The following is a 24637-nucleotide window of genomic DNA, read 5'->3' on the forward strand; positions in this document are numbered from 1 at the left end:
TTCAACCGTCCTTTTCGCTGTTATATTTTGTTACCATCCGCTTGAACGTATTCTTCTTTAGCAGAGTTCCCCACCAGCTCGTTTTTATACCGGCCTCGTTCTGCAGCGTCGAATGCTCGCCAAGGCTCAGCCAGATTTTTGCGCTGATTTTGCTGCTGTTTTCCAGAACGAAACGATCCTGCCGCGTTCCTGCAAGGCCGCTCACAATCACGTCCGTCGTCTGGCTGTTGATCTCGTTGACCAGGCTGTCAAACGCGGATTCCTCCAGCGTCTCGACGACAGCACCGCCTCCGATCTCAATGCCGGGATACGTTTCTGTCAGATATTTCTGCAGTGTCTGCAGTTCTTCCCCAGTGTCGCCCAGTACGAAAATCCGGCTTTTCTTCTGAATCAGTCCCCAGAAAAAGCGTGCGATGAACTCGTTCGTCTCCACTTCCTCATAGGACGGCGTCTCCGGGTCAATTCCTGCTGCCTCCAGCACCTCGGTTTCCCCGATGACCGTCAGATCCAGATCTTCGATATACTGTTTCCACGTCGGTTCCTTGCTCGCCTGCATCAGCATCTGCATCGTAACAATCCCGATGGTGTTCAGCTTATCGTTTGAGAGGTATTCCTCTGCAATCTCCATCGCCGCATCGACGCGGTAATGTTTCAGCTTCACACCTAAAATTTCCAGTTCTGCATTCATTGTTCTGTATACTTCTGTTTTCCTTCGAAATCCAGAAGCGTTTCCTCCATGTTTTCCTGCCGTTTCTTCCGGCAGCGCTGTCCGCCTTTTTCTTCTGGCAACAGCTAATCTTCATTATACTAAAAAAAGAGGCTGTTGTCAAAAACAGCCTCTTTTTCTGCCCTGTTTTCACAGAATTTTTACAATTTATCAGACCGTCTGCGGATTAAACCTCAAACATCAGATCGCCGTAGGACGGCATCGGCCACATCTCTTTGTCTACGATCATCTCCAGTTTGTCAACCGGTGCACGGAGTGCCTCCATAGCCGGAGCAACTTTCTCGTAGTAGTATTTTGCTTTTGCTTCGCCGTCTTCCATCTCGCATCCTGCATTCTCGATTGCGATCAGCTCGTCGAGTGCTTTCTGGGTTTCCTCAAGCAGTGCACTTGTCTCGTTCAGCAGATTCTTCTGTACACCAACTGCTGTAACACCTGCTGCGGTGATGGTGTTGATAGATCCAGCCAGGGAAGTCGCATATTTGATGACTGCCGGGATGATCTGTTTGCTTGCCATGTCGATCATGGTCTTTGCTTCGATGTTGATGGTCTTTGCATAGTTCTCGAATTTAACTTCTGCACGGGATACCAGCTCTGCCTCGGTGAATACTTTGAAATCGCCGAACAGTTTGATTGCGGTATCAGTGGTCAGTGCCGGGATTGCGTACACCATGGATTTGATGTTCGGAAGTCCTCTTCTCTCTGCCTCAGCTAACCACTCATCTGCATATCCGTCGCCATTGAAGATGATTCTCTGATGCTCACTTAAGTTCTTCTTGATCAGATCATGGACAGCGTCCTCGAAGTTTTCAGCGCCTTCCAGTACATCGCATGCATCGCGGAATGCTTCTGCAACGATGGTGTTCAGTACGATGTTCGGAGCTGCAACGGAGTCACGGGAACCAACCATACGGAACTCGAATTTGTTTCCGGTGAAAGCAAACGGTGAGGTTCTGTTACGGTCGGTAGCATCTTTCTTGAGATCCGGAAGTGTCTTAACACCAGTCTCCAGAACGCCCTCTTTTTTGCTCTTTGTTGCATTTCCGGTGCTGATGAGCTGCTCTACAACATCCTCCAGCTGCTCTCCAAGGAATACAGAAATAATAGCTGGCGGCGCCTCGTTAGCTCCCAGTCTGTGATCGTTTCCCGGATCGGCTGCGGACTCACGAAGCAGATCTGCGTGAACATCAACGGCTTTCAGAACGCAGCTTAATACGAGCAGGAACTGAATGTTCTCGTGCGGTGTTTTGCCCGGCTCAAGAAGGTTGATGCCGTCATCTGTGGTGATGGACCAGTTGTCGTGTTTACCGGAACCGTTGACACCTGCGAACGGTTTCTCATGCAGCAGGCATTTCAGTCCGTGCTGGCATGCAACTCTCTTTAAAGTCTGCATAACGAGCTGGTTGTTGTCAACTGCTACGTTTGCCTCGGAATAAATGGAAGCCAGCTCGTGCTGTGCCGGTGCAACCTCATTGTGCTGTGTCTTTGCTGTAACACCCATCTTCCACAGCTCAATGTTGACATCCTTCATAAAGGAAGCAATTCTCTGACGGATGGTTCCGAAATAGTGATCGTCCATCTCCTGTCCTTTTGGAGGCATTGCGCCAAACAGGGTACGTCCGGTGTAGATCAGGTCTTTTCTCTGCAGGAATTTCTCTGCATCTACCAGGAAGTATTCCTGCTCCGGTCCTACGGAAGGAGTTACTTTCTTGGAAGTGGTGTTTCCGAACAGTTTTAACAGACGCAGGGACTGTACATTCAGAGCTTCCATGGAACGAAGAAGCGGTGTTTTCTGGTCAAGCGCCTCTCCTGTGTAGGAGCAGAATGCAGTCGGAATGCAGAGGGTTGCGCCTGCTGCGTCCTGACGAACGAAAGCCGGTGAGGTGCAGTCCCATGCTGTATATCCTCTTGCCTCAAAGGTAGCACGCAGTCCACCGGACGGGAAAGAAGATGCATCCGGCTCGCCTTTGATCAGCTCTTTACCGGAGAAGCTCATCAGTACTTTGCCGTTCGGCATCGGTGCTGTGATAAAAGAATCGTGCTTTTCTGCAGTTGCACCGGTCAGTGGCTGGAACCAGTGTGTATAGTGTGTTGCTCCTTTTTCAATTGCCCATTCTTTCATCTCATGTGCAATCGTATCTGCAGTAGCAAGATCCAGCTCACCGCCTTCTTCGATGATCTTTTTCAGCTTCTTGTAAACATTTTTTGGAAGACGTTCCTGCATTACAGTGTCATTGAATACATTTTCGCCAAAAATTTTGGCTGGATTTACATATTCTCCCATTTTCTTTCTTCCTTTCCATTTGTGAATTTTGCGATGTGACCTTCCCGCCGGATTCTAAAAAGATCCTAATACAAGAAAAAGGAGTTCTCAAAAAGGTAGCTAAAAAAGCTATATTTTTTGTAGAACGCCCTTGTTTTACATTCGCATATGGATTTGATTTCCAACTGATACTAAAATAACTCAAAAACTTAAAAAACGCAAGTGCTTTTTTGAACTCAGTCCCTTTTTCGTATTATTTTACAAAACTTTCCTAATTCAGGCGAAAAAATTAGCGGATTCGATGAAAGCTTTCGCGGCAGTCGTCAAGGTCTCGTGCAAGCACAGACTTTGACTCGTTGCTCGCGAAAAAAAATACTGTGCGGACCCTGAGGAGGAAGTCCCCCAGGAATCCTGCACAGCATTTTCGTGCTTAAACTCAGGCTTTGTTTGCAGAACCGAACAGTTCGATTTTTTCTCTTACAGTAGCTTTGATAGCTTCTGCGCCAGGAGCAAGCAGTTTACGAGGATCGAATCCTTTACCCTGCTGATCTTTTCCCTCTTCGATGTATTTACGTGTAGCTGCTGCGAATGCAAGCTGGCACTCTGTATTTACATTGATTTTGGAAACGCCAAGGTCAATGGCTTTCTTGATCATGTCATCCGGGATACCTGTACCACCGTGAAGAACGAGCGGCATAGTTCCTGTCAGCTCCTGTACAGCTGCCAGAGTCTCAAAGCTCAGTCCCTGCCAGTTAGCCGGGTATACACCGTGGATATTGCCGATACCTGCTGCAAGCATATCTACACCGAGGTCTGCAATCATCTTGCACTCGTTCGGATCAGCGCATTCGCCCATACCTACAACACCATCTTCTTCTCCACCGATAGAACCAACTTCTGCTTCCAGAGACATTCCTTTCTCTTTGCAAACAGCTACCAGTTCTTTTGTTTTTGCAACGTTCTCTTCGATCGGATAATGAGATCCGTCAAACATGATGGATGAGAAACCTGCTTCGATGCATTTGTAACATCCTTCGTAGGTTCCGTGGTCCAGATGCAGAGCAACCGGAACAGTGATGTTCAGTTCTTCGATCATAGCTTTTACCATAGCAGCTACAGTTTTGAAACCTGTCATGTATTTTCCTGCACCCTCAGATACACCAAGGATAACCGGAGAATTCATCTCCTGTGCGGTAAGAAGGATGGATTTTGTCCACTCCAGGTTGTTGATGTTAAACTGACCAACTGCATAGTGGCCAGCTTTTGCTTTGTCCAACATTTCTTTTGCTGATACTAACATAGCTCAAATGACCTCCTGTGTCTGTAATTGTGCCGTGTACCGTTTTCAGGCTTACGGCATACTTGTTACTTTCATAACTGGTTTTATTATACAACATCTTTCTGCAAATGCCAAATGATTTTCGTAGCGAAATCCATTTTTTTGCACTTTTTTGTGAAAAACTTATCAAAAAGCCGTGCCTACTTATTGTTCAGAACCAGTTCCATGGCATGTTTGCGCGCTTCGATGCAGACATAGCCGTGATCTCCGCCGTATTCGCCGTCCAGAGTCCAGGAAATCTCCTGGTTGGACTCGATGATGATGCGGTCGGTCTTGAACGAATCGATGAGGTCTGTGTGATCCTCCTGCATCAGCAGGGACGCAATGATCTCATTCAGTTCCAGCGGGTTTTTCGGGCGTTTGATCAGGGTTACCTCGAAGAGTCCGTCATCCAGGCGTACATCCTGTCCCGGCAGGTTTTTGAAGCCGCCGACGGACTTGGCATTCGTCACCATACCGTAGATATACTCTCCCTCAAAGGTTTCCCCGTTTGCCTCGACTTTAATCCAGTACGTCGGCACATTCCAGATCCGTTTGGATCCCTCCAGCAGGTATGCCAGATGGCCGAGAATGTTTTTCATGTGCTGATCTGTCTCATAGGAAACATCCGTGAAAAGGCCGAATGCAGCGATGTAGACAAAGCTGTCGTTGTTGAACGCTCCCACATCACAGGAATACAGGTTTCCCTCGATGATATCCTTTGCCGCCTGTACCATATCTTTCGAAATAGAAAGACTGTTTGCAAAGTCATTGGTGCTTCCGGCCGGAATATAACCGATCGGAACGCGCTGATCCACTTCCATCAGACCGCTGACAACTTCATCCAGTGTTCCGTCGCCCCCGCTGCAGACAACGAGATCCACCTGCGGCGCAAGCTCCTTTGTCTTTTCGAAACCATCTCCGACTGCCTGCGTCGGGTGGACAATGACTTCATATCCGCCTTTTACAAAAACATCGATAATTTCAAACAGTTTACTTTTAATCTGTGCTTTTCCGGAAAACGGATTAAAAATAAACAACATTTTTTTCTTGCTCTCCATGCAAATGCTCTCCTTTGTATCCCATTTTAGCTGTTCTGTATTCTGTATTGTACCTTATTCGCAAAGCAGATGCAACCCCGTACATTGCCACAATTTCGCAATTGTGTCATATAAAATATGATATACAACAAAACAGGAGCCACCTACTAAGAGGCAGCCCCTGCGAATTTCAAAACTATTTACAGATTAAACCAGCTCAATTACAACTTCCATAGCTGCATCACCTTTACGCGGTCCGATCTTGATGATACGGGTATATCCGCCGTTACGGTCTGCATATTTCGGAGCGATCTCATCGAACATTTTCTGTGGCATATCGATGGACTTGGTGTTTTTCTTGCGTCCTGCTGCTTCGGTCGGAACCTCTGTTACAGGATAGAAGAAGCTTGCCATCTGACGTCTAGCGTGAAGTCTGGACGGAAGATCTTTTTTGATCTCTTTCTGAACTTCATCGTATACGGTAACTTTTTTGCCGTCTTTTACTTCTTTCACACGTTTGCCATCAGCATCTTTACGAGCTACTTTAGCAGTAACGGTAACGGTCTCAAAGTTATCTTTCTCTTTTACAGCCAGTGCGATCATGCTTTCAGCGATCTTACGGATCTCTTTTGCTTTGGTCTCAGTGGTAACGATTTTTCCGTGATACAGAAGGTTGGTTACCTGGTTTCTTAATAATGCTTTTCTCTGGTCAGATGTTCTGCCAAGTTTTCTATATTTTGCCATTTTAAATTTTCCTCCATTTGTGGAACCCACAAGTCATGCTGCCTCGGACTTACTGACAGGGGGTTTTCGTCTACAAATCAAACGGAAAGATAAATCGCTGTGATTTATTCTCCGTCCCCAGGACTCAGTGACAGTCCCAGTTCTTTCAGCTTTGCAAGTACCTCTTCCAGAGACTTGCGGCCCAGGTTACGAACCTTCATCATGTCTTCGGAAGTTTTGTTGCACAGCTCTTCTACGGTATTGATACCGGCACGTTTCAAGCAGTTATAGGAACGCACGGAAAGCTCAAGCTCGTCGATGTTCATCTCCAGAACTTTCTCTTTCTCATTGTCCTCTTTCTCGATCATAACTTCTGCTGTCTTCGCATTCTCAGACAGATCGATGAAGAGTTTCAGATGCTCGCTTAAAACCTTAGCTGCCAGGCTGACTGCCTCGTCCGGATCCAGTGTTCCTCTGGTGTAAACATCCAGTGTCAGTTTATCGTAATCGGTAATCTGACCTACACGGGTGTTCTCCACTTTGAGGTTTACACGCTCAACCGGTGTATAGATAGCATCCACAGCGAGAACGCCGATCGGCATGTCATCGCTCTTGCCCTTGTCAGCACTGATATAACCGCGGCCTTTTGTGATCGTCAGCTCCATGTACAGCTTGCTGTCCGGGCCGCCGTTCAGGGTTGCGATTACCTGATCCGGATTCATGATCTCAATATCCTGATCTACCTGAATATCGGATGCTCTTACAACTCCCTCGCCCTCGAACTCAATATAAGCAACTTTTGCTTCGTTGGTTTCGCTGTTATTGCGGATTGCAAGGCTCTTCAGGTTCATGATGATTTCTGTAACGTCTTCTTTTACTCCAGGGATGGAGCTGAATTCATGAAGAACGCCCTCGATTTTAACCTGGCTTACTGCTGCTCCAGGGAGGGAAGAAAGCATAATTCTGCGAAGAGAATTACCTAATGTGATACCGTAGCCTCTTTCCAGAGGTTCAACCACAAATCTGCCGTACTTCTTGTCATCAGAAATCTCAGTAATTTCAATTTTCGGTTTGTTAAAATCAAACACTCGAAAGCCCCTCCTTTTAAATTGGTTGGCTCATTACTCATGGGAATAAAGCCTTCCGCGTATGGCGATTCTTTATTTAGAATACAGCTCGACGATCTGCACTTCGTCAACCGGAACATCGATCATTTCGCGGGTAGGACGCTCTTTTACAACACCTTTGAGTGCCTCAAGATCAGCCTCGATCCATTCCGGAGTCAGACGGCCGCCTGTAACCTCTACGATGTCTTTATATCTCTGAGAGGATTTTTTACCCTCTTTGATTTCGATGGTATCACCAGCGCTTACAAGGTAAGACGGGATATTTACCTGTTTGCCGTTAACCAGAACGTGTTTGTGGTCAACGATCTGACGTGCTTCTTTTCTGGTTCTAGCCATTCCCATACGGAACAGAACGTTGTCCAGACGGAGCTCAAGAAGGATCATCAGGTTCTCACCAGTCTGTCCTTCCATTCTGTCAGCCTTTTTGTAATAGTTAACAAAAGGTTTCTCCAGAACGCCGTAGATGAATTTTGCTTTCTGTTTTTCTCTTAACTGAAGACCATACTCAGACATTTTTCTGTTTGCTCTTTTCAGCTGTCTTGTGGACTTCTTATCAATTCCAAGATATACAGGATCCATTCCGAGGGATCTGCATCTTTTCAGGACTGGTACTCTATTTACTGCCATGTTCTTAACCTCCTAATCAGACTCTTCTACGTTTTGGTGGGCGGCATCCGTTGTGCGGAACCGGTGTTACGTCGCGGATGCTTGTAACTTCAAGACCGCATGCCTGAAGGGCACGGATTGCAGCTTCACGACCTGATCCTGGTCCTTTTACCATAACGTCAACAGTCTTTAAGCCATGAACCAGCGCTGCTTTGGTAGCAGTTTCTGCAGCCATCTGAGCTGCGTATGGAGTAGATTTTCTTGAACCTCTAAATCCCAGACCGCCGGCACTTGCCCATGAAAGAGCGTTTCCTTCTGCATCAGTCAGTGTTACGATTGTATTATTGAAGGAAGACTGGATATGTGCCTGTCCGTGTTCAACGTTTTTTCTGACACGACGTTTTGTCGTTTTCTTTGTCACTTTTGCCATTTTAAAACTAACCTACACTTTCTTAATCTTATATTGGACTACTGGTTAAATTATTTCTTCTTATTTGCAACAGTTCTCTTAGGACCTTTGCGGGTTCTTGCGTTGGTCTTTGTTTTCTGACCACGAACCGGAAGGCCTTTACGATGACGGATACCTCTGTAGCATCCGATCTCCTGCAGACGTTTGATGTTCATAGCGATTTCTCTACGAAGATCTCCCTCTACAACCTGAGTCTCATCGATAACTGCGCTGAGTCTCTTTACTTCATCGTCTGTCAAATCTCTGCAGCGTGTGTCCGGATTTACTCCAGCTTCTTTTAAGATACGATCTGCACTTGTTCTACCGATTCCGTAGATATAGGTCAGACCAATCTCAACACGTTTGTCTCTTGGTAAGTCTACACCAGCTATACGAGCCATGTACTTTGTCCTCCATTTTTCTAAAACATTAATATTTTCCTAATTGGGATACAGGTATGCGTGTATCCAGCCGTGTTCGCACGACCTTTCTCCTTCTGCCACCTGACAGATCGGAGTATTAAGCAATATTATAAGGGATGTCTGCGCTCCGCGCGTCCACCCGCCGGAGGTGTCCTGGCTGCAACTTGCCAGGTGTCTCACTTTATAATATTAACAGCAGAACAACGCATTCACGCGCGTCCTCGCTGCAGCCGCACTTAAAATCTGCACAATTACGATCAAGCCTAATGACGGATTAGCCCTGGCGCTGTTTGTGCTTTGGATTCTCACAAATGATTCTGATGCTACCTTTTCTTTTGATAACTTTGCATTTCTCGCAGATCGGTTTTACAGAAGATCTAACCTTCATGATGAATCCTCCTTTCTTTGCTCCTAGCGCCCCGTGTAGGGGAATTTTCTGTTGTAAACTTTTGGGATGCGCTTTCTTTTTGTGGGTTAGAAAAAAGTCCACGCGCAAAAGTTCGTTTTATAGTATAGCATTTTGTCCCCGGAAATGCAAGGAATTTTTTACATATTTTTTCACTTTTTTTTGCTCCTTTTCTGTGCATTTTTTCATTTCTCCCACCGGTAAGAAAAAAAACAGGCAGGACAGATTTTTTTCTCTGTCCCGTCTGTTTTTACAGGTAACATCTTTTTTTGCATCATGATCCTGAGTTCAGCGGTTTGTATTTGCTTGCGCATACGGATTCTGATTTTACTACATTTCCGCTTGCATCTTTGTAATCACGATACGTTACATTACTCATTTCATCGATCTGCTTTACCCTTGGCTCAATGGTATAGTCGTTTTCTTTTGTTCCGAGAATTTTTACGGTCAGTGTGTCACTGCTGTCCATATTCATCACAATTTTCACCGGGTACTTATGATTATTTTCAAATTTGAAATCCGGTGAATCCCAGAATACGGTTGCATCCATTCCAGACGGCACATAATGTACCGGCATCGAATGGTTGGCTCTTTCCACCACATCAAGGTCTGTGTACAAAATAGCGGAAAACAGTGTGGAGGACACCTGGCATTCGCCTCCTCCAAGTACCTGGACGACTTTGCCATCCTGATAGCCTGCTGCCTCCTGATATCCTTTTTCCGCCGTTGTATCACCTACGACACCATTAAAAGAGAAGGTTTCTCCCGGCAGAACAATCTGTCCGTTGCATATAGATGCCGTAAGTCCGACGTTGTGAATTCTTCCGCTCGTTCCACCCGCTGCGCTGGAGCTGTAACTTCCAAGCGTGTCTTTAAACAGGTTTGCGTTCATCTTCTCGGTTGTAATCTCCGGCTCGGTAAATGTAAACGGAATCGTGATATCCGTATTTTCTTCTGCACTCTCATACTCGGCTTTCGCATTGTCCGCATTCATTGAGGTTCCGTTTTTCGATGCCACAACGGAATATCCGTTATCCGGATCCAGCGTCGCATTGACGGGATCGGTATAAATCTGGCTTGCAATTCCGGCAAAATCCGGTTCTGTCAGCTGATTTTCTGCCGTCGGGCAGGAAATTACATCCTGGAAATTCATTGCTGTCACATTCGTCTGGATCTGCTGTTTTAAGGCATCCACATCCGGTCTGGTTCCGGAAATGCCTTTATGCACGATCAGGCCGGTATCTGTTACTTCATATGTAGTATCCTGCATGGAGTTGTAATCCTGAATGCCGGATGCCTGTACAATTCCTTCCACCTCATCTGGATGGGTCGCAGTCGGCTGCACATCATAGGAAAGCTTCTCTGCCTTTCCCCATTTCATCTCGACCCACTCCAGACCGCGAACCAGAAGATTTCCATGGCCTTTTTCATATGCTTTTTCAATTTCTGCGGAAGCATCCATCCCCAGCATTGGAAATACGTTCATCGTATACTGCTGACCATCCAGCTCAACGGTAACAGCTGTATCTTTATAATCTTCTTCAAACTTCTGTTCTACTGTCTGCGCAGCTTCTTTTTTGCTCATTCCCTGAATGTTTACTCCGTTAATAGAAGCATCTGCCCAGATTTTGTCATCCTCGATGATCAGACAGAAGATTCCATATGCAGCGGCAAGTAAAACAATCACTGCAACTACGCTCAATGCTGCAACAAGGCCTTTTTTCTTTCCCCTTTTTGTCATTGCACATTTTCCTTTCCTGTTATCTGTAAGGAGCAGCGATGCCATTGCTGCAGATCCGAATTTTTTTCAGACTGCAGCCTGCTGTTTCATAAAATGTTTCCCTGATTTCTGCCGGTACATGGATTTTACCGCACCGCACAGGAGATCCTTCCCGGTAAAATTTCTCCGTAAAGTTTCTCTATTGCATTGTATCACATTATTTTGAGAATTCAACCAAATATTTCAACTTCACACAGAATTCACAAACATATATTCTTCTGTCGCTTTCGAGCCCTCATCTGTCATTTTCACGGTTTTCCGGCCGCTCTTTTCTCCTGTCTTTTCACTTTTTCTTTTTTTTCTGACGGTTTAAAAATTTTGTTTCAAAAGTGCACAAATTCTCCTGGTTTTTACAAAAAGTTTTCATAAAATTTTATACTTTTTTCATTGCTTTTTCTATTAAAATATTGCATAATACATCTGGAAGGTTTCAAAAGGGACTGAAAAGAAATTCAGATGCCCGCCGCCGCGGATGCTGCAGGGTTTGCAGACTGGTGCTTGCTTTGTGGCTGTCAGAAATCTGAAGGCCGGTGATCGAAATCTTTGTTCTGTAGAACGGTTACTGTTATTGGGGATGAATACAGAGAAACACATACAGAGAAAAAGCCATCCGGCATGCCGGATGGCTTTTTTTATCGTATTTCTTATTTATCTCTCCAGATAATACGTCCCTTGTCCAGATCGTATGGGGACAGCTCGATGGTTACTTTGTCTCCCGGAAGAATACGGATAAAGTTCATACGCAGCTTTCCGCTGATATGAGCCAGTACAACGTGTTTATTTTCCAGTTCTACTTTAAACATTGCGTTTGGTAATTTCTCGAGGACAGTTCCCTCTACTTCAATTACATCTGCCTTAGACATTGATTAATCCTCCTTCAACTCTTTGCAACTTTTTTCTTTTAATGCCTTACGGATATCTTCATCACGAACCGCATCCGTCATTTCGTAATCCGGCTGTACGTGAATCAGCTTCTTCTTTTTCGGCCGGTTGGCGGTACGGATTTTTCCGTCCACCAGGAATACGTATGGCTCCTGTACATCCGAAATCACATACAGCTTTCCTTTATCGTGGCCGGCCAGGCTTCTGGCAAACATTCCTTTCACAATCGGTTTCATAAATCCTCCTCCGTATGCGAAAGTGTCAGAATTTCCGGTTCTCCCTCCGTAATCAGAATCGTGTTCTCATAATGTGCGGCAAGAGAGCCGTCTTCTGTCACAACGGTCCAGTCATCATCCAGCCATCTGACTGCATAGCCTCCGGCTGTGATCATCGGCTCGATGGCGAGCGTCATGCCAGGCTGCAGACGGACGCCGCGGCTTGGCTGTGCGAAGTTCGGCACTGCCGGATCTTCGTGCAGGTGCGTTCCGATGCCGTGGCCTACCAGGTCGCGGACAACGCCGTAGCCGAAGCTCTCTGCGTATGCACCGATCGCCGCCGAAATCTCATGAAGATGATGGCCTGCTTTTGCGTATTTGATTCCTTCAAAAAAGGCCTGGCGTGTTACTTCCACCAGTTTTCTTGCCTCCGGCGAGATCTCACCGACCGCGTGTGTGCGGGCTGCGTCGGAATGGTATCCTTCATAGATAAGTCCCGCATCCAGGCTGACAATGTCGCCCTCTTTCAGAATCCGTTTTTTACTTGGGATTCCGTGAACCACTTCTTCGTTCACAGAAACGCAGATCGAAGCCGGATACCCATTATAGTTTAAAAAGTTGGGAGTGCATCCGAAGCTGCGGATCATCTCTTCTCCGAGCTTGTTGATTTCCCAGGTTGACATTCCCGGATGGATGGCGCGGCCTAATTCATCGTGTACCTTCTCCAGCAGTTCACCGGCACGGCGCATTTTTTCAATTTCCCGGGCAGTTTTAATTGATATGGACATCCTTTACGCTCCTAAAATCTTTACTATATCCTGAAATACCACGTTGATATCCTGGGTTCCGTCAACTTCCACCAGAACATTGGCTTTCTTATAGTAGTCAATCAGAGGCTGTGTCTGAGCATGGTATACAGACAGTCTCTTCTGTACGGTCTCAGGTTTATCGTCATCACGGAGAACCAGCTCGCCGCCGCAGGTATCGCATACATCTTCTACCTTTGGTGCGTTAAATTCTACATGATAGGTTGCTCCGCATCCGATGCAGGCACGGCGTCCGCCCATACGGTGAACGATATTTTCATCCGGTACTTCTACATTGATTGCGTAGTCAATTTTCTCTCCGCGTGCTTCCAGGGCTTTGGTCAGTGCCTCTGCCTGCGGAATCGTTCTTGGGAAGCCATCCAGCACGTAGCCCTTTGCTGCGTCCGGTTTGGAAATACGGTCTACAACAAGATCGCAGGTCAGCTCGTCTGGAACGAGTTCTCCCTTGTCCATGAATGCTTTCGCTTTCTTTCCAAGCTCGGTTCCCTCTTTGATATTTGCGCGGAAGATATCGCCGGTTGAAATATGAGGAATCTCATATTTTGCAGCGATCTGTTTTGCCTGTGTACCTTTTCCGGCACCAGGTGCCCCCAACATAATAATTTTCATGCGCTTTTCCTCCCATGTTTGAATTTGCAGCAATCCACTGCGTGTAATTTACCCTATTATACCATAAAATAAACCACAATAGCAAAAATTTTCTCTGTTAAAGCCTCTTTAAAAGCGCTTTAAACAAAAGAAAGGGCCTGTCTTATCCAGACAGTCCCTCTTATGCCTTAATCGTTTAAGAATCCTTTGTAATTGCGTACCAGCATCATGGATTCAATCTGTTTTAAGGTTTCCAGAATTACGCTGGCAATAATGATCAGAGAAGTACCTCCAAAGGATACATTCGCTTTGAAAAATCCATTAAAGAAAAATGGAATCACTGCAACAATGGTAAGACCTGCTGCACCGATAAAAATAATATAGCTGAGCAGATTGTTCAGATAATCTACCGTGGATTTACCCGGGCGGATGCCTGGGATAAAGCCGCCCTGTTTTTTCATGTTATCTGCAACTTCCATCGGGTTGAAGGTGATGGAGGTATAGAAATAAGCGAAGAAAATAACAAGGACAATGTAGAGAATCAGGCCCAGCGAAGCAACTGGATTGGTTTTATCAAACCAGTTGTTGGAATTCAGCATCTTGATCAGCGTTCCGCCGATGCCTTTGATATCCGACTTTCCGACAAACGACAGGATAATCGATGGGAAAGACATGATGGATGATGCAAAGATGATCGGGATAACGCCCGCTGTATTTACCTTCAGCGGAATATTGGATGACTGTCCGCCAACCATTTTTCTTCCGGCCATTTTCTTGGAATACTGTACCGGAATTCTTCTCTCAGCGCCATTCAGGATCAGTACCAGCACAACAACAGCGATGATCACAACAGCGATGATAATCCACATCAGCAGACCACGCGCGATGGTTTTGCCTTTTACGAAGGTTTCGTAAAGGGTTACCATATCCTGCGGGATTCTGGAAAGGATGTTGATTAACAGGACCATAGAAATACCATTTCCAACGCCCTTGTCGTTGATCTGTTCTCCCACCCACATAAGGAAGGCAGAACCGGCTGTCAGAGCTGCCACTACAACAATCACATTAACTGCGTTAAAAGTGGTGAGGAGTCCCTGGCGTCCAAAGCCTACTGCCATGGCAACAGACTCAAACAATGCAAGACCTACTGTCACATAACGAGTAATCGCAGTCATTTTCTTTCTTCCCTCTTCGCCGTCACGCTGCATTTCCTCAAGTCGTGGAATTGCAATGGTGAGCAGCTGAATAATGATGGAAGAAGTAATGTACGGTGTAATACTCAGAGCAAAGATGGAGAAACGGTCGAAACCGCCGCCCGTGAATGCATTCAGGAAGCTGAATGCCTCATTCGTATTATTTGCAAAATAATTCGCAAAAAAGCTTGTATTGACACCCGGTACAGGCATCTGAGAGCCTAACCGGATGACAACAAGCATCATAAGCACATAAAATATTTTGCGACGAACATCTTTGACCTTAAATGCATTGATAAAGGTCTTAAACATTAGATCACCTCGACTGTTCCACCTGCCGCTTCAATTTTTGCCTTTGCGCTCTCGCTGAAAGCATTTGCTTTTACAGTGAGTTTTTTGGTGACTTCACCGTTTCCAAGGATTTTTACGCCATCTCTCGGATTGGAAACAAGACCAGTCTCAATCATAGTTTCTACGGTTACAACAGCTCCGTCCTCATAACGATTCAGAGCATCTACATTGATTCCAACGATTTCCTTGGAGTTTCTGTTTTTGAAACCTCTCTTCGGAAGACGTCTGTATAAAGGCATCTGGCCACCTTCAAATCCCGGTCTCGGTGCTCCGGAACGTGCTTTCTGTCCTTTGTGGCCTTTACCTGCTGTTTTACCATTTCCTGAACCATGTCCACGGCCTCTGCGGAAGTTATCGTTCTGTCTGGAACCTTCAGCCGGCTGTAAATTAGATAAGTCCATTACGGTACCTCCTTATGCTTCTTCTACTTTAACCAGGTAAGAAACCTGATTAACCATGCCGCGAACTGCTGCGTTATCCGGCAGTTCTACCGTCTTGTTAACTTTTTTCAGACCCAGTGCTTCCACGGTTCTTCTGTGTTTCGGAACACATCCGATCGGGGATTTCACCAGTGTTACTTTTAATTTATCTGCCATTTTTCACATCCTCCTTAAGCAAAGATCTCGTTTGTAGATTTGCCGCGAAGTCTTGCTACTTCTTCTGGAGTCTTCAGCTCAGACAGACCAGCGATGGTAGCCAGAACTACGTTCTGCTTATTTCTGGATCCAAGGGATTTTGTACGGATGTTCTTAATACCAGCTAACTCGATTACGGCACGGGCTGGGCCACCAGCGATGACACCAGTACCTTCAGGAGCTTTCTTTAACAGAACCTCTGCGCTTCCGAATTTACCTACGTAGTCATGAGTGATACTTCCGTTCTCATTGATTGCTACGCTTACCAGTTTCTTCATAGCGTCTTCTTTACCTTTGCGGATAGCTTCCGGAATCTCGGCTGCTTTTCCAAGGCCTGCGCCTACGTGTCCATTGCCGTCGCCGACAACTACTAAAGCTGTGAAACGGAAGTTACGACCACCTTTAACAACTTTTGTAACACGCTTAATTGATACGACTTTTTCTTCCAGTTCGAACTGGCTTGCATCAATAATTGTATGCTTCATGTGTTCTTTTCCTTCCTTTCTTAGAATACCAGCCCAGCTTCTCTAGCTGCGTCTGCGAATGCCTGGATTTTTCCCTGGTAGATGAATCCGCCACGGTCAAATACAACTTCAGTAATACCTGCTTCTACAGCTTTCTTTCCAAGAACGGTTCCAAGATATGCTGCTGCATCTACATTGTTGGTTTTCTCAAGCTCTGCTTTAACATCTTTCTGAAGAGTAGAAGCAGAAACTAAAGTATTTCCAATCGTATCGTCGATAATCTGAGCATACATATGGTTATTGCTGCGGAATACACACAGACGCGGACGCTGTGCAGTACCTACGATATGATTACGTAATCTTCTATGCTTTTTCTGGCGCATCTGCGCTCTTGATACTTTACTAATCATGTTCACACTCTCCTTAATTATTTCTTACCAGTCTTACCAACTTTACGTCTGATCACTTCATCAGCATACTTGATTCCCTTGCCCTTGTATGGCTCAGGTCTTCTCTTGTCTCTGATTTCAGCGGCATACTGGCCAACTTTCTCTTTGCTGATACCGGAAACAATGATCTTGTTGCCGTCTACAGCGGAGGAGAGTCCTTCCGGATCGATCATCTCTACCGGATGAGAATATCCAAGAGACAGAACTAATTTGTTGCCCTGTTTTGCAGCTCTGTAACCTACACCGTTTACTTCCAGTGTTTTGGTATAGCCTTCGCTAACACCAATTACCATGTTGTGGATCAGAGTTCTGGTCAGACCATGAAGAGCTTTCATTTTCTTCAGATCGTTCGGTCTTGTAACTACTACGTGTCCGTCTTCCAGTTTGATGGTCATTTCAGACGGGAGAGTTCTCTCTAATGTTCCTTTTGGTCCTTTTACTACAACGTGGTTGTTTTCCTGGATGTCTACTGTTACACCTGCAGGAATTGCCACTGGCAGTCTTCCAATACGTGACATACCAATTTCCTCCTATTAACTTAGATTTTCGGAGAGAGCTTTAAGCTCTCTCTGTTTTCAGTTGCCTTGTTTCGTTTCTATTACCAAACGAATGCCAGAACCTCGCCGCCGACCTGCAGCTTACGAGCTTCTTTATCGGTGATAACACCCTGGTTTGTGGAAAGAATAGCGATTCCAAGTCCGCCAAGTACTCTCGGCAGCTCATCTTTGCCAACATAGATTCTCAGACCCGGTTTGGAGATTCTCTTCAGACCGGTGATGATCTTCTCGTTTTTGTCAGCGCCGTATTTCAGGGTGATGTGCATATTCTGGAATGCACCCTCATCGCTGAGTTCATATTTTGCAATGTATCCCTCGTTTACCAGGATATCAGCGATTGCGATTTTCATTTTGGATGCCGGAACATCTACTGTATCATGTTTTGCAGTGTTAGCGTTACGGATTCTTGTAAGCATATCTGCAATCGGATCACTCATACTCATTTGAATTTGCCTCCTTCTAAAATTTTACCAACTAGCTTTCTTAACGCCAGGAATCTGGCCTTTGTATGCTAATTCACGGAAGCAGATTCTGCAGATTCCGTATTTTCTTAAATATGCGTGTGGACGGCCACAAATTCTGCAACGATTGTATTCTCTTGTAGAGAATTTAGCTTTGCGCTGCTGTTTGATTTTCATTGCTGTTTTAGCCATGAATCAATTCCTCCTATTACTTTGCGAATGGCATGTTGAATAATGTCAGTAATTCACGAGCTTCTTCATCTGTGTTAGCAGTGGTAACGAAGATAATGTCCATACCTCTGACTTTATCAACTTTATCATACTCGATCTCTGGGAAAATCAGCTGCTCTTTGATACCAAGAGCATAGTTTCCTCTGCCATCGAAAGCGTTCGGATTTACGCCGCGGAAGTCACGTACACGAGGCAGTGCCAGGTTGATCAGGCGGTCTGCGAACTCGTACATTTTCTCGCCACGAAGGGTAACTTTGCATCCGATCGGCATACCCTCACGGATTTTAAAGTTTGCTACGGAATTTTTCGCTTTGGTGGTAACTGCTTTCTGTCCGGTGATAGCTTCCATATCACTGATTGCAGCGTCCAGAAGTTTAGCGTTCTCCTTAGCTTCACCAACACCCATGTTGATTACGATTTTGGAGAGCTTCGGCACTTCCATCACGTTTTTGTATCCAAATTTTTTGGTCATTGCATCAACGATCTGCTCGTTGTAAAGATCTTTCAGTCTACTCACGGTTTTGCCTCCTCTCTTCCTTAATCAATTACTGCGCCGTTCAGCTCTTTTGCTTTTGCAACGCGGGTTCTAACAGCTTTTGTTTTGCCGTTTTTCTCAACCATCTCAACTTTGATTCCAACGCGGGTCGGAACTCCTTTTACAACCAGCATTACGTTGGATGCATCGATAGGAGCTTCTTTGTTAACGATTCCGCCCTGCTGATTGCTCATAGACGGTTTCTCATGCTTTGTAATCATGTTTACGCCTTCAACAACAACACGGTTGTTCTTTACGTCAACGCTGACTACTTTGCCGGTTTTGTCTTTATCTTTGCCGGCGATTACCTTTACGGTATCGCCTTTTTTAATCTTCATTGACATAGCTGTCCTCCTATAATACTTCCGGAGCTAAGGAAACAATCTTCATGAACTGTTTCTCACGAAGCTCTCTGGCTACTGGTCCAAAAATACGGGTTCCTTTTGGAGTTTTGTCATCTTTGATAATAACTGCTGCGTTCTCATCAAATTTGATGTAAGAACCGTCTTTACGACGAGCGCCTTTTACGCTTCTTACAACAACAGCTTTTACTACGTCACCTTTTTTAACAACGCCGCCTGGTGTTGCATCTTTGACCGAAGCAACGATTACATCACCAATGTTGGCATATCTTCTTGTAGAACCGCCCATAACACGAATGCATAAGATTTCTTTTGCACCGGTGTTGTCAGCGACTTTCAGTCTAGTTTCCTGCTGAATCATGCTGGTATTCCTCCTTTAGCATTCTGATCTCTTATTTATTTCGCTTTCTCAACGATCTCCACAAGTCTCCATCTCTTATCTTTGGATAAAGGTCTTGTTTCCATAACTCGTACGGTATCACCTACATGGCACTCGTTGTTTGCATCGTGTGCTTTCAGCTTATATGTGCTTTTTACAATTTTCTTGTACAGAGGATGTTTTACATGGTCTTCGATGGCAACCACGATAGTCTTATCCATCTTATCGCTGACAACTTTGCCCACGCGAGTTTTTCTAAGATTTCTTTCTTCCACGATATTTTCCTCCTAATTACTCAGCTGCGTTTGCCTTCTGGGCAATAACAGTCTGGATTCTTGCAATATTTTTGCGAACCTCTTTGATTCGGCTTGTATTGTCAAGCTGGTTGGTTGCATTCTGGAATCTTAAATTGAAGAGTTCCTTTTTAGCAGCTACTAATTCGTCATTCAGCTCAGCTGCGCTCTTTGTATTTAAATCTTTTACAAATTCGTTAGTTTTCACTGTTATCACCGCCTTCTAAGTCTGCACGAGAAACAACTTTGCATTTACATGGTAACTTATGCATGGCAAGACGTAATGCCTCGCGGGCTGTTTCTTCTGGAACACCTGCGATTTCGAACATTACACGGCCTGGTTTTACTACTGCTACCCAGTACTCCAGAGAACCTTTTCCGGAACCCATTCGGGTTTCAGCCGGCTGTGCGGTTACTGGTTTGTCCGGGAAAATTTTGATCCAAACTTTACCACCACGTTTGATGTAACGTGTCATGGCGATACGGGCTGCCTCGATCTGGTTGGATTTGATCCAGCATGGCTCAAGGGCTACGAGACCAAATTCACCGTAGTTAATTTTGTTTCCTCTGAGGGCTTTACCCTTCATGGAACCACGGAACTGTTTACGACGTTTTACTCTCTTCGGCATTAACATAATTAATTCTCGCTCCCTTCCTTTTTAGTTCTGGTTGGAAGTACTTCGCCATTGTAGATCCATGCTTTTACGCCAACTTTACCGTAAGTGGTATCTGCTTCAGCGAATCCATAATCGATATCGGCACGCAGGGTCTGCAGCGGAATAGTTCCCTCGCTGTAGAACTCGGTACGAGCCATATCAGCTCCACCAAGACGTCCGGATACAGATGTTTTGATTCCCTTAGCGCCAGCTCTCATCGTACGCTGCATGGTAGACTTCATAGCACGACGGAAGGAAATACGGTTTTCCAGCTGTAATGCAATGTTCTCAGCTACGAGCTGTGCATCGCGGTCCGGTCTTTTTACTTCTTTGATATCTACGATAAGCTTTTTGTCAGTCAGTTTCTGAACTTCAGCTTTTACTTTCTCGATCTCTGCTCCGCCTTTACCGATAACAACGCCCGGTTTTGCGGTGTAGATGATAACTTTTACTCTGTCAGATGCTCTTTCGATTTCGATCTTGGAAACACCTGCGCTGTACAGTTTCTTCTTCAGGTATGTGCGGATGTTGTAGTCCTCTACGAGGTTATCTGCGAAATCACCCTCGGCATACCATTTGGAATCCCAGTCTTTAATAACACCGACTCTCAGGCCGTGTGGATTAACTTTCTGTCCCATGACATGTCCTCCTTATTTCTCGTCTAACACAATCGTGATGTGGCTGTTTCTCTTCAGGATTCTGTAAGCTCTGCCCTGTGCTCTCGGATGAATTCTCTTCATGGTCGGAGCCTTGTTAGCGAAGCACTCAGCTACATACAGGTTTTCTCTGGAAAGACCGTTGTTGTTCTCAGCGTTTGCGATTGCGGACTCCAGCAGTTTTTTCACTACGCTGGAGGCATATCTCGGGTTATAAGTTACAATACCAAGTGCGGTTGTTACGTCTTTACCGCGGATTGCATCTAAAACAAATCCAGCTTTCTGCGCAGACATTCTAGCGTAGGATAACTTTGCAGACGGTCTGGTATCTTTGTTAGCATTTCTTGCTCTTTTAATCTGACTTCTATGTCCTTTAGCCATTGCTAAAAAACCTCCTCTCTCAAATCATTCTACTTAGCGGACGCCGGATTTCTTCTCGTCCTTGCCGTGACCTCTGTAGGTTCTGGTTGCTACGAACTCACCGAGTTTGTGTCCAACCATATCCTCTGTAACGTATACCGGCACATGTTTTCTTCCGTCATGAACAGCGATTGTGTGTCCAACGAATGACGGGAAGATTGTAGAACGACGTGACCAGGTTTTAATGACTGTTTTATCTCCTGAAGCGTTTGCAGCGTCAACTTTCTTTAACAGGCTTTCATCTGCAAATGGTCCTTTTTTTAATGAACGAGACATCGTTTACCTCCTTATTTCGATAAAGCTTTTCCATCGCGTCTTCTTACGATGTACTTGTTAGACTGCTTGTTCTTTGCTCTGGTCTTCAGGCCAAGAGCCGGTTTTCCCCAAGGAGTAGACGGGCCCGGACGTCCGATACCGGTCTTTCCTTCTCCACCACCATGTGGATGGTCATTCGGGTTCATGACAGAACCACGTACAGTCGGGCGGATACCCATGTTACGTTTCCGTCCTGCTTTACCAATGTTGATCAGGCTGTGCTCGCCATTTCCAACAACACCGATGGATGCACGGCAGTTGATCGGAACCATTCTCATCTCTCCGGATGGAAGACGAAGGGTTGCGTATTTGCCTTCTTTAGCCATCAGCTGAGCGCCATTACCAGCTGCACGAACAAGCTGTCCGCCTTTGCCTGCATGAAGCTCTACGTTGTGAACCATGGTACCAACCGGAATCTCGGACAGCGGCAGGCAGTTTCCAGGTCTTACTTCGGCAGCAGCGCCGCTCATAACCTTCATGCCAACTTTCAGTCCTTCCGGAGCCAGGATGTATGCTTTCTCGCCGTCTGCATAGCAGATCAAAGCGATGTTTGCTGTTCTGTTCGGATCGTACTCGATCGATTTAACAGTTGCCGGAACATCATCTTTTCTTCTCTTAAAGTCGATGATTCTGTATTTTCTTCTGCTTCCGCCTCCGCGGTGTCTTACAGTGATTTTACCCTGGTTGTTACGTCCAGCGTTTTTCTTCAGGGACACTACCAGAGATTTCTCCGGTGTGCTCTTCGTGATTTCGTTGAAATCAGAGGAGGTCATGTGTCTTCTGGAAGGTGTATATGGGTTAAAGCTTTTGATTCCCATTACTTTGTTCTCCTTTCATTTCGTATCGCACTTATGTGTGCATATTTCGAACAGCTGCTAATTAAAGTCCTTCGAAGATCTCGATGTCTTTGCTGTCCTCGGTCAGAGCAACGATTGCTTTCTTGCTCTTTGCAGTTTTTCCAACTACCATTCCACGGCGTTTGTTCTTTCCGTCCATGTTCATGGTGTTTACGCTTTTAACTTTTGTTCCTTCGAACATTTTCTCAACTGCTTCTTTGATCTGAGATTTGTTTGCTTCCGGGTGAACCAGGAATGTGTATTTCTTCTCGCCCATAGCATTCATGCTCTTCTCAGTTACGATTGGTTTCAGGATTACGTCGTAATATCTGATATCTGCCATTATGCGTACACCTCCTCGATAGATGCAACACTTGTTTTGGTTGCGATGATGGTGTTGTATTTCAGCATGTCGAATACGTTGATGGTATTAACAGATGCAGTCTGAACGCCAGCAATGTTTCTTGCGGACAGTGCTACGTTTTCGCTGTCATCTCCGATGATTACCAGTGCGTTGTTTACTTTGAGGTTGTCAAGCACTTTCTTCATCTCTTTTGTTTTAACTTCTGCAAGTTTCAGCTCATCAAGAACGATGAATTTGTTCTCCTGAACTTTGCTTGTCAGAACGGATTTTAATGCAGCTCTTTTCTCTTTCTTGTTCATTTTGAAAGAGTAATCTCTTGGTACTGGAGCGAATACAACTCCGCCGCCTGTCCACTGAGGAGCTCTTGTTGAACCCTGTCTTGCGTGACCTGTTCCTTTCTGTCTCCACGGTTTTCTTCCGCCACCGCTTACTTCGGAACGGGTTTTAGCTTTCTGAGTTCCCTGACGATTATTTGCAAGCTGAAGCACTACAGCCTGATGTACCAGATGCTCGTTGATTTCTACACCGAACACTGCATCATTAAGCTCCATGCTGCCAACTTCTTTGCCTTCCATATTTAATACAGATACGTTAGCCATTACGTGTGTTCCTCCTTTCAACGAACTTATTTACCGCATTTTACTGTCTCTTTGATGGTAACCATGGATTTTTTCGGTCCTGGTACAGCACCTTTGACTAACAGTAAATTGTTCTCTACGTCAACTTTTACGATTTCCAGGTTCTGTACGGTGATTTTCTTTCCACCCATCTGTCCTGGCATTCTTTTTCCTTTGAATACCTTACTCGGATCGGAGCAAGCACCATTGGAACCTGCGTGACGATGATATTTGGAACCATGAGCCATAGGTCCTCTGGACTGACCATGTCTCTTGATGGCACCCTGGAATCCTTTACCTTTGCTTGTTGCAGTAGCGTCGATTTTGTCGCCTGCGCCAAAGATATCGGCCTTGATTTCCTGTCCTAATGTATAGGTTTCGGCATCTTCAAATCTGAACTCTTTCAGATATCTCTTGCAGGAAACACCTGCTTTTGCGAACTGGCCTTTCATCGGTTTGTTCACACGGTTTTCTTTCTTCTCGCCGAAGCCTACCTGAATTGCACTGTACCCGTCGTTGTCTGCGGTTTTCACCTGTGTTACAACACACGGACCTGCCTGCAATACAGTTACCGGTACTAAAACACCGTTTTCGTCGAAGATCTGAGTCATTCCGACTTTTGTAGCTAAAATTGCTTTCTTCATTCCTTTTACCTCCTGTTTTATCTACAGCGGAACTTCCTATTATAAAGAAGTTCATTCTAGCGAACAGTTGATATAAGTGGAACACTATGACCCTTAGGGATGTTGATTCCTTCGAATGAGTGTTGCTTCTATATCATCTATTGCTTACTTAATTGATGGCCGGGGGCTGATCCCGGACTTTTTGCAGCTGATCTTATTTGTTTTTCATCTTGATGTCGATGTAAACACCAGCCGGCATTTCCAGTCTTGATAATGCATCCACTGTTTTCTGGGTAGGTGCGATGATATCAATCAGTCTCTTGTGGGTTCTCTGCTCGAACTGCTCACGGGAATCTTTGTACTTATGAACTGCACGAAGGATAGTTACTACCTCTTTCTTCGTTGGAAGCGGTACTGGTCCGCTCACCGTTGCTCCGTTCTTCTTTACAGTTTCGATAATTTTCTGTGCAGATGCATCTACTAACTGATGATCATACGCTTTCAGTGTAATTCTCATTACTTGACTTGCCATAAAAAAAGTCGCCTCCTTTTCGCACTTTTACGAGTACGACAAGCGGTGACTGTACACTTACCCGTGTGTGTCCTGATGTTTGCACACGGTCGTTTCCACTCTTACAGGTGGACTTAATTGTGGGTACAGTGACTTGTCGCCAGTTTCTTTAACTTGACATTCGCTCCACGGAAAACCCGCTGTTTCTCAGCGGCAACCTCGCGCTTCAACGCTATCAATGTCACAACAGTTGTTAGTATACAAGAAAGCACGCGAAAAATCAAGGTTTTTTTTTATTTTTTTCGATTTATCCGTTTTTATGCAAAAAGAGAAATACAGGGGGGCCGTGTTGTGCACTTT

37 protein-coding genes are annotated in these 24637 nt (G+C 45.3%); all 37 read right to left on the reverse strand.

Translation table 11 applies throughout. The features are described from left to right. Position 1: 1 nt before the first annotated feature. A complete protein-coding gene (locus DWZ44_RS08070; protein ID WP_117804620.1) occupies positions 2-688 on the reverse strand; it encodes a WecB/TagA/CpsF family glycosyltransferase in 687 nt (228 codons plus the stop codon). A gap of 205 nt (positions 689-893) precedes the next feature. Next, entirely contained in the window at positions 894-3008 is a 2115-nt protein-coding gene (locus DWZ44_RS08075; protein WP_117761415.1) for a glutamine synthetase III family protein, read from the reverse strand. A 415-nt stretch (positions 3009-3423) separates the two neighbouring features. Next, complete coding sequence (gene fba, locus DWZ44_RS08080; protein WP_022461579.1) at positions 3424-4287, reverse strand: class II fructose-1,6-bisphosphate aldolase; 864 nt, start codon at positions 4285-4287, stop codon at positions 3424-3426. A 179-nt stretch (positions 4288-4466) separates the two neighbouring features. Continuing rightward, a complete protein-coding gene (locus tag DWZ44_RS08085; RefSeq protein WP_022461578.1) occupies positions 4467-5366 on the reverse strand; it encodes a diacylglycerol/lipid kinase family protein in 900 nt (299 codons plus the stop codon). 186 nt (positions 5367-5552) lie between these two features. Then, positions 5553-6089 (reverse strand): bL17 family ribosomal protein, encoded by a 537-nt coding sequence (locus DWZ44_RS08090; protein WP_022461577.1) that lies wholly within the window; start codon positions 6087-6089, stop codon positions 5553-5555. A gap of 104 nt (positions 6090-6193) precedes the next feature. After that, a complete protein-coding gene (locus tag DWZ44_RS08095; protein WP_022461576.1) occupies positions 6194-7156 on the reverse strand; it encodes a DNA-directed RNA polymerase subunit alpha in 963 nt (320 codons plus the stop codon). A 72-nt stretch (positions 7157-7228) separates the two neighbouring features. Beyond that, positions 7229-7822, reverse strand: coding sequence for a 30S ribosomal protein S4 (gene rpsD, locus DWZ44_RS08100; protein ID WP_022461575.1), 594 nt, complete (start codon positions 7820-7822; stop codon positions 7229-7231). 16 nt (positions 7823-7838) lie between these two features. Continuing rightward, complete coding sequence (gene rpsK, locus DWZ44_RS08105; protein WP_022461574.1) at positions 7839-8231, reverse strand: 30S ribosomal protein S11; 393 nt, start codon at positions 8229-8231, stop codon at positions 7839-7841. Between the two features lie 50 nt (positions 8232-8281). Then, the gene (gene rpsM, locus DWZ44_RS08110; RefSeq protein ID WP_117510474.1) at positions 8282-8650 is read right to left on the reverse strand and encodes a 30S ribosomal protein S13; all 369 of its coding nucleotides are present in this window, start codon (positions 8648-8650) and stop codon (positions 8282-8284) included. Between the two features lie 295 nt (positions 8651-8945). Continuing rightward, on the reverse strand, positions 8946-9059 hold the full coding sequence (gene rpmJ / locus DWZ44_RS08115) for a 50S ribosomal protein L36 (RefSeq protein WP_003022746.1): 114 nt from the start codon (positions 9057-9059) through the stop codon (positions 8946-8948). A 292-nt stretch (positions 9060-9351) separates the two neighbouring features. After that, positions 9352-10818 carry a VanW family protein gene (locus DWZ44_RS08125; protein WP_158555030.1) on the reverse strand — a complete coding sequence of 489 codons (1467 nt, stop codon included), beginning with the start codon at positions 10816-10818 and terminating at the stop codon, positions 9352-9354. Between the two features lie 683 nt (positions 10819-11501). Then, positions 11502-11720, reverse strand: a complete 219-nt coding sequence (gene infA / locus DWZ44_RS08130; protein ID WP_022461642.1) for a translation initiation factor IF-1 — start codon at positions 11718-11720, stop codon at positions 11502-11504. 3 nt (positions 11721-11723) lie between these two features. Continuing rightward, positions 11724-11975 (reverse strand): KOW domain-containing RNA-binding protein, encoded by a 252-nt coding sequence (locus tag DWZ44_RS08135; protein ID WP_022461643.1) that lies wholly within the window; start codon positions 11973-11975, stop codon positions 11724-11726. Then, complete coding sequence (gene map / locus DWZ44_RS08140) at positions 11972-12742, reverse strand: type I methionyl aminopeptidase (RefSeq protein ID WP_022461644.1); 771 nt, start codon at positions 12740-12742, stop codon at positions 11972-11974. The genes DWZ44_RS08135 and map overlap by 4 nt, the downstream gene beginning before the upstream one ends. 3 nt (positions 12743-12745) lie before the next feature. Then, a complete protein-coding gene (locus DWZ44_RS08145; protein WP_022461645.1) occupies positions 12746-13390 on the reverse strand; it encodes an adenylate kinase in 645 nt (214 codons plus the stop codon). A gap of 167 nt (positions 13391-13557) precedes the next feature. After that, positions 13558-14874, reverse strand: coding sequence for a preprotein translocase subunit SecY (gene secY, locus DWZ44_RS08150; protein WP_022461646.1), 1317 nt, complete (start codon positions 14872-14874; stop codon positions 13558-13560). Next, positions 14874-15314, reverse strand: coding sequence for a 50S ribosomal protein L15 (gene rplO / locus DWZ44_RS08155; protein ID WP_022461647.1), 441 nt, complete (start codon positions 15312-15314; stop codon positions 14874-14876). The genes secY and rplO overlap by 1 nt, the downstream gene beginning before the upstream one ends. 12 nt (positions 15315-15326) lie before the next feature. After that, a complete protein-coding gene (gene rpmD, locus DWZ44_RS08160) occupies positions 15327-15509 on the reverse strand; it encodes a 50S ribosomal protein L30 (protein WP_022461648.1) in 183 nt (60 codons plus the stop codon). Positions 15510-15523: 14 nt separating this feature from the next. Next, entirely contained in the window at positions 15524-16033 is a 510-nt protein-coding gene (rpsE, locus tag DWZ44_RS08165) for a 30S ribosomal protein S5 (RefSeq protein ID WP_022461649.1), read from the reverse strand. A gap of 20 nt (positions 16034-16053) precedes the next feature. Further along, positions 16054-16422, reverse strand: a complete 369-nt coding sequence (rplR, locus tag DWZ44_RS08170) for a 50S ribosomal protein L18 (RefSeq protein WP_022461650.1) — start codon at positions 16420-16422, stop codon at positions 16054-16056. Positions 16423-16439: 17 nt separating this feature from the next. Next, positions 16440-16979, reverse strand: a complete 540-nt coding sequence (rplF, locus tag DWZ44_RS08175; protein ID WP_022461651.1) for a 50S ribosomal protein L6 — start codon at positions 16977-16979, stop codon at positions 16440-16442. Positions 16980-17059: 80 nt separating this feature from the next. Continuing rightward, on the reverse strand, positions 17060-17461 hold the full coding sequence (rpsH, locus tag DWZ44_RS08180; protein WP_022461652.1) for a 30S ribosomal protein S8: 402 nt from the start codon (positions 17459-17461) through the stop codon (positions 17060-17062). Between the two features lie 24 nt (positions 17462-17485). Then, a complete protein-coding gene (locus DWZ44_RS08185) occupies positions 17486-17671 on the reverse strand; it encodes a type Z 30S ribosomal protein S14 (protein WP_022461653.1) in 186 nt (61 codons plus the stop codon). 16 nt (positions 17672-17687) lie between these two features. Continuing rightward, a complete protein-coding gene (rplE, locus tag DWZ44_RS08190; RefSeq protein ID WP_022461654.1) occupies positions 17688-18227 on the reverse strand; it encodes a 50S ribosomal protein L5 in 540 nt (179 codons plus the stop codon). A gap of 20 nt (positions 18228-18247) precedes the next feature. Beyond that, the gene (rplX, locus tag DWZ44_RS08195) at positions 18248-18589 is read right to left on the reverse strand and encodes a 50S ribosomal protein L24 (RefSeq protein ID WP_022461655.1); all 342 of its coding nucleotides are present in this window, start codon (positions 18587-18589) and stop codon (positions 18248-18250) included. Between the two features lie 10 nt (positions 18590-18599). Continuing rightward, positions 18600-18968 (reverse strand): 50S ribosomal protein L14, encoded by a 369-nt coding sequence (gene rplN / locus DWZ44_RS08200; RefSeq protein ID WP_022461656.1) that lies wholly within the window; start codon positions 18966-18968, stop codon positions 18600-18602. Between the two features lie 35 nt (positions 18969-19003). Further along, positions 19004-19261 carry a 30S ribosomal protein S17 gene (gene rpsQ / locus DWZ44_RS08205; RefSeq protein WP_022461657.1) on the reverse strand — a complete coding sequence of 86 codons (258 nt, stop codon included), beginning with the start codon at positions 19259-19261 and terminating at the stop codon, positions 19004-19006. A gap of 16 nt (positions 19262-19277) precedes the next feature. Next, complete coding sequence (gene rpmC / locus DWZ44_RS08210) at positions 19278-19487, reverse strand: 50S ribosomal protein L29 (RefSeq protein ID WP_022461658.1); 210 nt, start codon at positions 19485-19487, stop codon at positions 19278-19280. Further along, positions 19477-19914, reverse strand: coding sequence for a 50S ribosomal protein L16 (gene rplP / locus DWZ44_RS08215; protein WP_022461659.1), 438 nt, complete (start codon positions 19912-19914; stop codon positions 19477-19479). The genes rpmC and rplP overlap by 11 nt, the downstream gene beginning before the upstream one ends. Positions 19915-19916: 2 nt before the next feature. Then, on the reverse strand, positions 19917-20573 hold the full coding sequence (gene rpsC / locus DWZ44_RS08220) for a 30S ribosomal protein S3 (RefSeq protein ID WP_022461660.1): 657 nt from the start codon (positions 20571-20573) through the stop codon (positions 19917-19919). Positions 20574-20585: 12 nt separating this feature from the next. Continuing rightward, positions 20586-20972 (reverse strand): 50S ribosomal protein L22, encoded by a 387-nt coding sequence (gene rplV, locus DWZ44_RS08225; RefSeq protein WP_022461661.1) that lies wholly within the window; start codon positions 20970-20972, stop codon positions 20586-20588. A 33-nt stretch (positions 20973-21005) separates the two neighbouring features. Beyond that, entirely contained in the window at positions 21006-21287 is a 282-nt protein-coding gene (gene rpsS / locus DWZ44_RS08230; RefSeq protein WP_022461662.1) for a 30S ribosomal protein S19, read from the reverse strand. An 11-nt stretch (positions 21288-21298) separates the two neighbouring features. Further along, the gene (rplB, locus tag DWZ44_RS08235; protein WP_117510470.1) at positions 21299-22144 is read right to left on the reverse strand and encodes a 50S ribosomal protein L2; all 846 of its coding nucleotides are present in this window, start codon (positions 22142-22144) and stop codon (positions 21299-21301) included. A gap of 61 nt (positions 22145-22205) precedes the next feature. Next, a complete protein-coding gene (gene rplW, locus DWZ44_RS08240; protein WP_055220757.1) occupies positions 22206-22505 on the reverse strand; it encodes a 50S ribosomal protein L23 in 300 nt (99 codons plus the stop codon). Next, positions 22505-23125: a 50S ribosomal protein L4 gene (rplD, locus tag DWZ44_RS08245; protein ID WP_055220759.1), complete on the reverse strand. Its 621-nt coding sequence runs from the start codon at positions 23123-23125 to the stop codon at positions 22505-22507. The genes rplW and rplD overlap by 1 nt, the downstream gene beginning before the upstream one ends. Positions 23126-23151: 26 nt before the next feature. After that, the gene (rplC, locus tag DWZ44_RS08250; RefSeq protein WP_022461666.1) at positions 23152-23787 is read right to left on the reverse strand and encodes a 50S ribosomal protein L3; all 636 of its coding nucleotides are present in this window, start codon (positions 23785-23787) and stop codon (positions 23152-23154) included. Between the two features lie 193 nt (positions 23788-23980). Then, positions 23981-24298, reverse strand: coding sequence for a 30S ribosomal protein S10 (rpsJ, locus tag DWZ44_RS08255; protein ID WP_117510469.1), 318 nt, complete (start codon positions 24296-24298; stop codon positions 23981-23983). Between the last annotated feature and the right edge of the window lie 339 nt (positions 24299-24637).

It is taken from the genome of Blautia sp. AF32-4BH, from assembly GCF_003460565.1.
Taxonomy (GTDB): Bacteria; Bacillota; Clostridia; order Lachnospirales; family Lachnospiraceae; genus Fusicatenibacter; species Fusicatenibacter saccharivorans.